General features: G+C 69.1%; 6 protein-coding genes and 1 pseudogene. 4 read left to right on the forward strand and 3 right to left on the reverse strand.

Translation table 11 applies throughout. The features are described 5' to 3' along the window. The first annotated feature begins 72 nt into the window (after window positions 1–72). Window positions 73–378 carry an HPP family protein gene (locus PV350_RS43165; protein ID WP_500338850.1) on the forward strand — a complete coding sequence of 102 codons (306 nt, stop codon included), beginning with the start codon at window positions 73–75 and terminating at the stop codon, window positions 376–378. 4 nt (window positions 379–382) lie between these two features. Here PV350_RS43165 and PV350_RS43170 read toward each other — a convergent pair whose 3' ends face one another. Both PV350_RS43170 and PV350_RS43175 read right to left on the reverse strand, forming a co-directional pair. Next, entirely contained in the window at window positions 383–1,774 is a 1,392-nt protein-coding gene (locus PV350_RS43170) for an FAD-binding protein (RefSeq protein WP_500338851.1), read from the reverse strand. 123 nt (window positions 1,775–1,897) lie between these two features. Beyond that, complete coding sequence (locus tag PV350_RS43175; RefSeq protein ID WP_500338853.1) at window positions 1,898–2,242, reverse strand: ParB N-terminal domain-containing protein; 345 nt, start codon at window positions 2,240–2,242, stop codon at window positions 1,898–1,900. 444 nt (window positions 2,243–2,686) lie between these two features. Here PV350_RS43175 and PV350_RS43180 point away from each other — a divergent pair, with 444 nt between their 5' ends. Both PV350_RS43180 and PV350_RS43185 read left to right on the forward strand, forming a co-directional pair. Next, window positions 2,687–3,988, forward strand: coding sequence for a hypothetical protein (locus PV350_RS43180; RefSeq protein WP_499514889.1), 1,302 nt, complete (start codon window positions 2,687–2,689; stop codon window positions 3,986–3,988). A 447-nt stretch (window positions 3,989–4,435) separates the two neighbouring features. After that, on the forward strand, window positions 4,436–5,128 hold the full coding sequence (locus PV350_RS43185) for a hypothetical protein (RefSeq protein WP_499514890.1): 693 nt from the start codon (window positions 4,436–4,438) through the stop codon (window positions 5,126–5,128). A gap of 190 nt (window positions 5,129–5,318) precedes the next feature. Here PV350_RS43185 and PV350_RS43190 read toward each other — a convergent pair whose 3' ends face one another. Then, the gene (locus PV350_RS43190) at window positions 5,319–6,083 is read right to left on the reverse strand and encodes an alpha/beta hydrolase family protein (protein ID WP_499514891.1); all 765 of its coding nucleotides are present in this window, start codon (window positions 6,081–6,083) and stop codon (window positions 5,319–5,321) included. Between the two features lie 407 nt (window positions 6,084–6,490). Here PV350_RS43190 and PV350_RS43195 point away from each other — a divergent pair. Next, a pseudogene (locus tag PV350_RS43195) lies at window positions 6,491–6,659 on the forward strand (nuclear transport factor 2 family protein); the annotation flags it as partial.

Genomic DNA, 6,659 nt, shown 5'->3' on the forward strand with positions numbered 1-6,659 from the left:
CTGGTGCTTTTTTTTTTTTTTTTTTAACAAAAAAAAGGCAAAGGGGTTTGGGGGGGGCTCCGGGGGCCGGGGATGTGTATTAGAGGCCGCGTCATCGGCGGCCACATGCTGTCCTGCCTCGTGTGCTTCGGGGTGCTGGCCCTCGGCTGGCACGGCCCCTGGGCAGCCGTCGTGGGCTGCGGCATCGCCTGCGGGCTGGTGCTGCTGCTGCGGACGCCCCACCCGCCGGCCATGGCCACCGCCGTCATGATCATGCTCACCACCCCGTCCGCCACCCACTTCGTTCCGTTGCTGGCAGCCGGCACGGTGCTCCTCGTCGCGGTGCAGATGGTCTCCTCCCGCCTGAGGCGGCAGGTCTACCCCACGACGTGGTGGTGAGGGCTCATCGCGCGGCCGGGATGTTGTGGTTGAACCGGAAGAGGTTGTCCGGGTCGTACCGCGCCTTCACCTCGCCCAGCCTGCGGTAGGTCTCCGGGGCGTACGCCGTTCGCGTCCGCCCTTCCACCGCGTCCGCGTGGGACAGGAAGTTGGGGTGCCTGCGGTCGTCCGCCAGGGACGTCACACGGTCGGTGAGTTCCGTGCCCGACGCGGCACTTCGCGCGGCCTGGCCGGGTGCCACGAAGGTCAGCGTCAGCATCGCGAAGTCCGCGTCCCGGTTGCCGACGGCGTTGGGAGCCGCCGGCGGCTCGGCCAGGGCGCCGCCGAGGTGGCGTATGTCGACGATGTCGATCAGCGTCTCCGCGTCCGGGCCGGCGGTGTCGAGGACGGCGTCGACGGCTGGCGGGGTCAGCTCGTCCAGCAGGGCGAAGTGCTCGACCGCGGCCCAGGGTCCGCTCCCTTCGGGGACGATGCCCAGGCACTGCGCGAAGGGGATCTCCGTCACCAGGTCCCCGAGCAGCGGTGCCGCGTACCGCATCGGCGCGACGAGTTGCGCCCCGCGGACGGCCGGCGCGAGGCAGGAGACGCGGACGTTCACGGTCAGGGCGCCACGCATGAACTCCGGGAGGAGCGGGAGGTCCGGCATCCGCATCAGGGCGAAGGAAGACGTGAGCTCATCGGGCGCCTCTGCCGCGAAGTCGCGGTAGGCACGGAGGACTTGTGCGGCGTGCTCGCCGGCGTAGAAGAGGTTGCCCGCGTAGAGCCGGGTCACCGGGAACAGGTTGAAGGTCATGGCGGTCACGACGCCGAAGTTGCTCTTGCCGCCCAGCAGCGCCCAGTAGAGCTCCGGTTCCTCGCGCGGTGCGGCGCGCCTCAGCTCCCCGTCGGCGGTGACCACGTCCATGGCCAGCACGTGGTCGGCGGCCCAGCCGTACGCCCTGGCCATGCCGATGCTCAGGCCGCCGCCCAGGGTGTAGCCCACCACTCCGACCGCCGCTGACGAGCCCACCAGGGGCGCGAGGCCCTCACGCGCCGCCGCCTCGACCACGGGCCCCCACAGGGCCCCCGCCCCCACATGCGCCGCCCGGGCGCCGGAGTCGACGCGGACGCCGTCCATCCGCCGCGTGGTGATCAGCACGCCCTCGTCCATCGGCAGCGAGGGGCCGTGCCCGGTGGCCTGCACGCCGACCGGCAGCGCGTGTTCCCCGGCGAACCGTACGGCGGCCTGCACATCGTCCGCGGTCACCGCACCCACGACCACCTGCGGACGGTGCGCCACGGCGAGGTTGGCCCCCGAGCACTCGCCGGCGTAGCCGTCGTCCCCGGGCCTCAGCACGGGGCCCGACACGGCGGACGCCAGCCTCCTGGCGTCCCGTGCAAACGGAAGTTCGGTCATGGTGACCTCCAGTAGGGCTTTTCGCCACAACTGGAACGATTGCATGCAAACGGTGAACAAGAGGCACATGGACTGCCAATTACTGCTGAGTCAAGACCAAGGGGTGGGATCCGTTGTCTCGGATCACGAGATGCCGGTGAAGGCGCCCCGCAGGATGACCAGGTCCTCGGGAAGCATGGGCCGCGCGTGACCGGGCCGGGGGAGCAGCGGTTCCGCGGCCAACGCCACCGGGACCTCCGCCAGGCCCAGCCGGATGGCCACGGCGATCCTGTGGTTGCCGTCGAGCGTCCCGAACTCCTCGTTGAAGCCGAGGCGGAGCGGCACGAGGATCCCGTGCGTGCCGATGTCCGCCGTCAGCGCGTCGAGATGGCGCGGCGTGTCGACGAGGGCGGAACCCATGACCTCCCGGTCGACCGCCCGGTACCTCGCGACGAGAGCGGTGGGCAGGTGTACTGGCGCATGCGGCATCTACCCATGATGACCGCCTGGCCGGCGCCGCCCATTACCCCTGGGGCAAGCGGTCACCGACGGCAGCTCAGGCTGGAGTGCAGCCTTGGGTGGGTGTAGGCGCAGTTCAGTGGGCCCGCCGATCCAAAAGAGAGTCCGGGAGGACCCGATGAGGAGCGTCTCCGTGATCAGTCCCACCAGAGCCACCAGTCACGACGCTCCATCAGTGCGCAGCCACGGAGAGGTACAGCGATCCGTGTGTCGCGCGAAGGTCAACTACGGCGAGCCTCAGCAGGCCGCGCGTTCGCAGCGGGGCGGCGCATACCCCGGCCGGCTCTTCGGTCCAACCGCAACATCAAGCGGCTGGGCCGCACTCCGCAGCGCGCCCCCGGTCAGTGTCAACCCTTAGGCTTGGCCAGCCAATCACGCCGCGTGGTCGGCCGATTTGTGAAGGGATTCACGCACTTGCGCGTACGCAGACTGGCCGGGGCAACGGCGCTTGCCACATTCGCCGCATCGCTGACCCTGTTTGCCAGCCCCAGCCCAGCCCAGGCCGCGGACAGCATCGTCCTGCCGGTCAGGTCGCACTGGCAGACCCTCGCCGACAGCCACCACGTGTACATCAGCGCACCGGCCGATGATGCAGTGGTGGCCACCGACCACGACGGCCACGTGCTCAAGACGGTCGAAGGGCTCGACGGCGCCCGCGGTATGACCCTGTCAGGCGATGAGTCCACCCTGTACGTAGCCCTGCCGGACGCCGACGCCATCGCCGCCATTGACACCACGACCCTGACCGAGACCCGCCGGTTGTCCACCGGCGCCGACACGGAGCCGGAAAGCCTCGCCGTTGCAGGCGGGAAGCTCTGGTTCTCGTACCAGGCGAACGACTTCGAAGCTGGCATCGGTTCGATCGGCATTGCCGACGCCGATCCGGTGGTCGACTTGGGCCGCAACGCCGTGTGGTGGGGCAAGCCGCGTCTCGCTTCTTCGCCGGCCCGCCCTGACCGGCTCGTTGCCGCAGACAGCGCGGGCGAGCCGGGGATGCGTACGTACGACGTGAGTTCCGGCTCCGCCCAGGAGGTCGCTTACACGGACGCCATCGGCAGGGTCGAGGACCTAGCCATCACCCCGGACGGGGAGACGGTCGTCACCCCGAATGGAAGCAACTACTTCCACCAGCAATGGCGAATCTCCGACTTGACCGAGATCGGCAGGTACGACACCGGTCCCTATCCCAACTCGGTGGCCATCGCCTCGAACGGCATGGTCGCTGCGGGCACCGTGGTCAGCGGCGCCTGGGACATCTACCTTTACCAGCCTGGCTCGACCACCGCGTTCCGCAAGATCGTGCTCTCCTGGCCGACCTGGGACCTGCTGGCGCGTGGAGTGGCCTGGGCCCCGGACGGCAACCGCCTGTTCGCCACGCGCTTCCCGTACTCGGGCGAGGTGATCCTCGACGTCGTCACCGATGTCCACAAGGCTTCCAGCGACATTGCCCTGCAGGCGCCTGCGACAAGCCCGATCGGGAAACGTCTGACCGTCCACGGAGCGCTGAGCTCCCTGGTGCCGCTCCCGACCCACACCCGGGTCACGGTCTCACGGGATGGCGAGCCGCTCGCCACCGTTCGTGTGGCGGCCGACGGCACGTTCAAATTCGCCGATCGTCAGACCCGTTCGGGCGCGCGCACATACACCGTCAGCTATGGAGGAGACGCCGACCACGTCTCAGGAACCGCCAGCATCAGGGTCGAGATCGTCAGCTGACCACGGCGATCCCTGGGTCAGGCCCGGCGCTGGCGCGCCGGGCCTGACCCACAGCGGTGAGCACGGGATTCGGTTTCACGGTCAGCTTTACAGATCGCGCGGCCCATCGGGTTCGGACTGGCCGCTTCATCCAAGGCTGCGGTGCCGTCCCACAGCGGCCCCAGAAATGCTGTTCCAGCGTCGACGGGGACTGCCTTAGTGTGGGTTTCTCCCGTCCTACGTGAGGTCTTCCTTGTTGCCCCCTCTTTTGGCGGCGCCTGGGGAAAGCGGCCGAGGCGCGGCAGGCACTGGTGGTCTGGCCACTCGGTGACGCCGTCGGCCGGTGCTTCGGCACGAATTACGGGATCAGGAATGTCATCGAATGTGGATGCCCCGAGACGGGGCATGGGGGTACGACCGGGCATGGGCGTTCGCAGTATCGGAATACGAACCATCGTTGGTGCGAGTGTGACCGCCGCCCTGACGCTAACCGCCGCGTGCGGCGGAGGCGGAGAAGGCGACACCGCAGGTCGCAGGAAGACAGCAGCCGAAGCTGAGAAGACGCTCAGCCAGCAAGACCTCGACCGCCTGGCACTGAGTACACACGAGGTCCCGGGCTACACAGCCAAGACCGTCACGGGGAAGGGGGCCCCGGTCGACCACGACATGCTCGCGACGTACCGCGCCGTCACACCCTCCGCCTGCCGACCGGTCTACGCAGCTGCCGATTTGGGCAGTCTCCACGACTTTTCGGCCAAGGTGGAAGGGGACGTCGTGTCCGATCCCGACGAGCCCGAGCATCACGCGAGCGTCGGTCTGACGTCCTACACCCGCTCCGACGCCCTCAAGGCCATGGCCGAATTGCGCGCCGCGCTCCCCCTCTGCGCGACCGCTTCGATGCTCCCGTCCGCATCCCAACTCGGCACCGGGCTGGGATATTCCGGTACCCGCGGCCGGTCCGCCGGCGATTACGGCGACGACGCCATCGCCTTCGACACGATCCAAGTCGTCGCCGAGGCGGGCGGGGGCCCCACGATCCCCATGACCGTTCTCGTGGTCCGCAAGGGCTCCACCGTCGCCGCCTTTGCGTCCCTTGATCTGAGCCAGCCTCCGGTTATCCCCGAGAGCATCATCAACGCTCAGCTGGAGAAGCTCGGATGACCACGGCCGATGCGCTCGCCATCTGACGGCGACCCACGGAAGCGGACGAGGCCGACGGTGAAATTTGAGGTCCCACACCGGCCCCACGCAGAGCCTGCGCCGGCAGCCGTATGACCGGCCCGCGACCCGCTCGACCCGGGGCCGCGGTTGCGGCGCCCGGCCGGCAAGCCGGGGGCCGCGACCGCGCACGTCAGGCCGACGCGGTGACCGCTTCGCCGAGGTGCCGGGCGAAGAAGCGGACCGCGCTGTCAGCCTCGAAGCGGGGCAGCTCCTTGTGCTTGCCCGAGTTCACGTGCAATGACTTCTCCTTCGAGGCGAAGGCGTCGAACAACGCGAGACCCTCCTCGCGGGAGATGTGCTCGTCGTCCCACTGCAGATCGAACTCGACCGGAATGGTGATCTGCTGCGCCCTCTCGGCCAGGACGTCGGGCCAGTGCTGCCCGAAGACCGCAGCCGTGATCCGGGGTTCGGCTGCCACGAACGGCACGCCGATCGCGGTGCCCATGTTGATGCCCCAGTAGCCGACCGGCCCGTTGGTGCCGATCTCCGGAAGCTCCTGGAGGGCGTCCAGGAGCGCCCGGTACTCGGGCACGGCGAGAGCAGCCAGGTACTCGTTGTAGCGGACGACGATGGGGCCTTCCGGCTCGCCGGCCGCCCTCGCCCGGAACAGCTCGGCGATCTCCGCTTCGTCGTGCGCCGTGCGCGGCCGGTCGCCGTGACCGGGCGCGTCAAGGACGGCGACGTGGAAGCCGCAGCCGGTCACCAGGCGCTGCGCCCGGCCGGACATCGCAGGGTGCTTCTTGTGGTTGCCGCCGCCGTGCCCCATCAGGACCAAGGGCGCGAGCTCGGCGCCGGCAGCCGGTGACCAGAGAACACCGGGGACCCCGTCCACGGTGAAGTCGCGCTCGACCACGCCGTTCATCGACGACTCGGCGGTGAACTGCAGAGAGTGCATGGGTGTGTGCCTTTCGGGAGTGCCTTGTTGTCGAGGCGCTCCCGGCGACACCTATGTCAATCGCCAGACCGTGACGGCAAGGGGGAGCACCCACAGAGATACCGCGTTCATGGGTCCCACCTCCTCGGGCGACGTCACGGGCAACTGAAGCTAACAGGTCGATCATCGGCCTGCCCGGGATTTTTGCCGACGCTTGATCAAGCCCGGGGCGGGGCGACCCCGGTGGGCCCCCTTCTGGTTCTGGTTCCCGATGTGCGCTGCTTCCCGGGATGAGGCGGGATCCGCCATTACCTCGGACGTAATCGACCCCTCGTCGCCGCCCCGGCAGGGTGGTCGCACCGGGCGGACGGGGTGGCGCACTCCACCCCGTCCGGCCGGGCCACACAGCCCGGATGAGGAGGACCGTGATGTCGCAGAACCGGTACGAGGCCGCCGTCGCCCGTTACTTCGAGGCGTGGAACAGCGCCACGGACGCGGAGGCGAGGGCGAAGGCGGTGGCCGCCGCGTGGGTGGAGGACGGTACGTACACCGACCCGCTGGCGCAGGTGGCGGGGCATGAGGGGATCGGGGCGCTGA

Origin of the sequence: Streptomyces sp. PA03-6a, assembly GCF_033792765.1 — a bacterium.
In the GTDB taxonomy this organism is placed as follows: Bacteria; Actinomycetota; Actinomycetes; order Streptomycetales; family Streptomycetaceae; genus Actinacidiphila.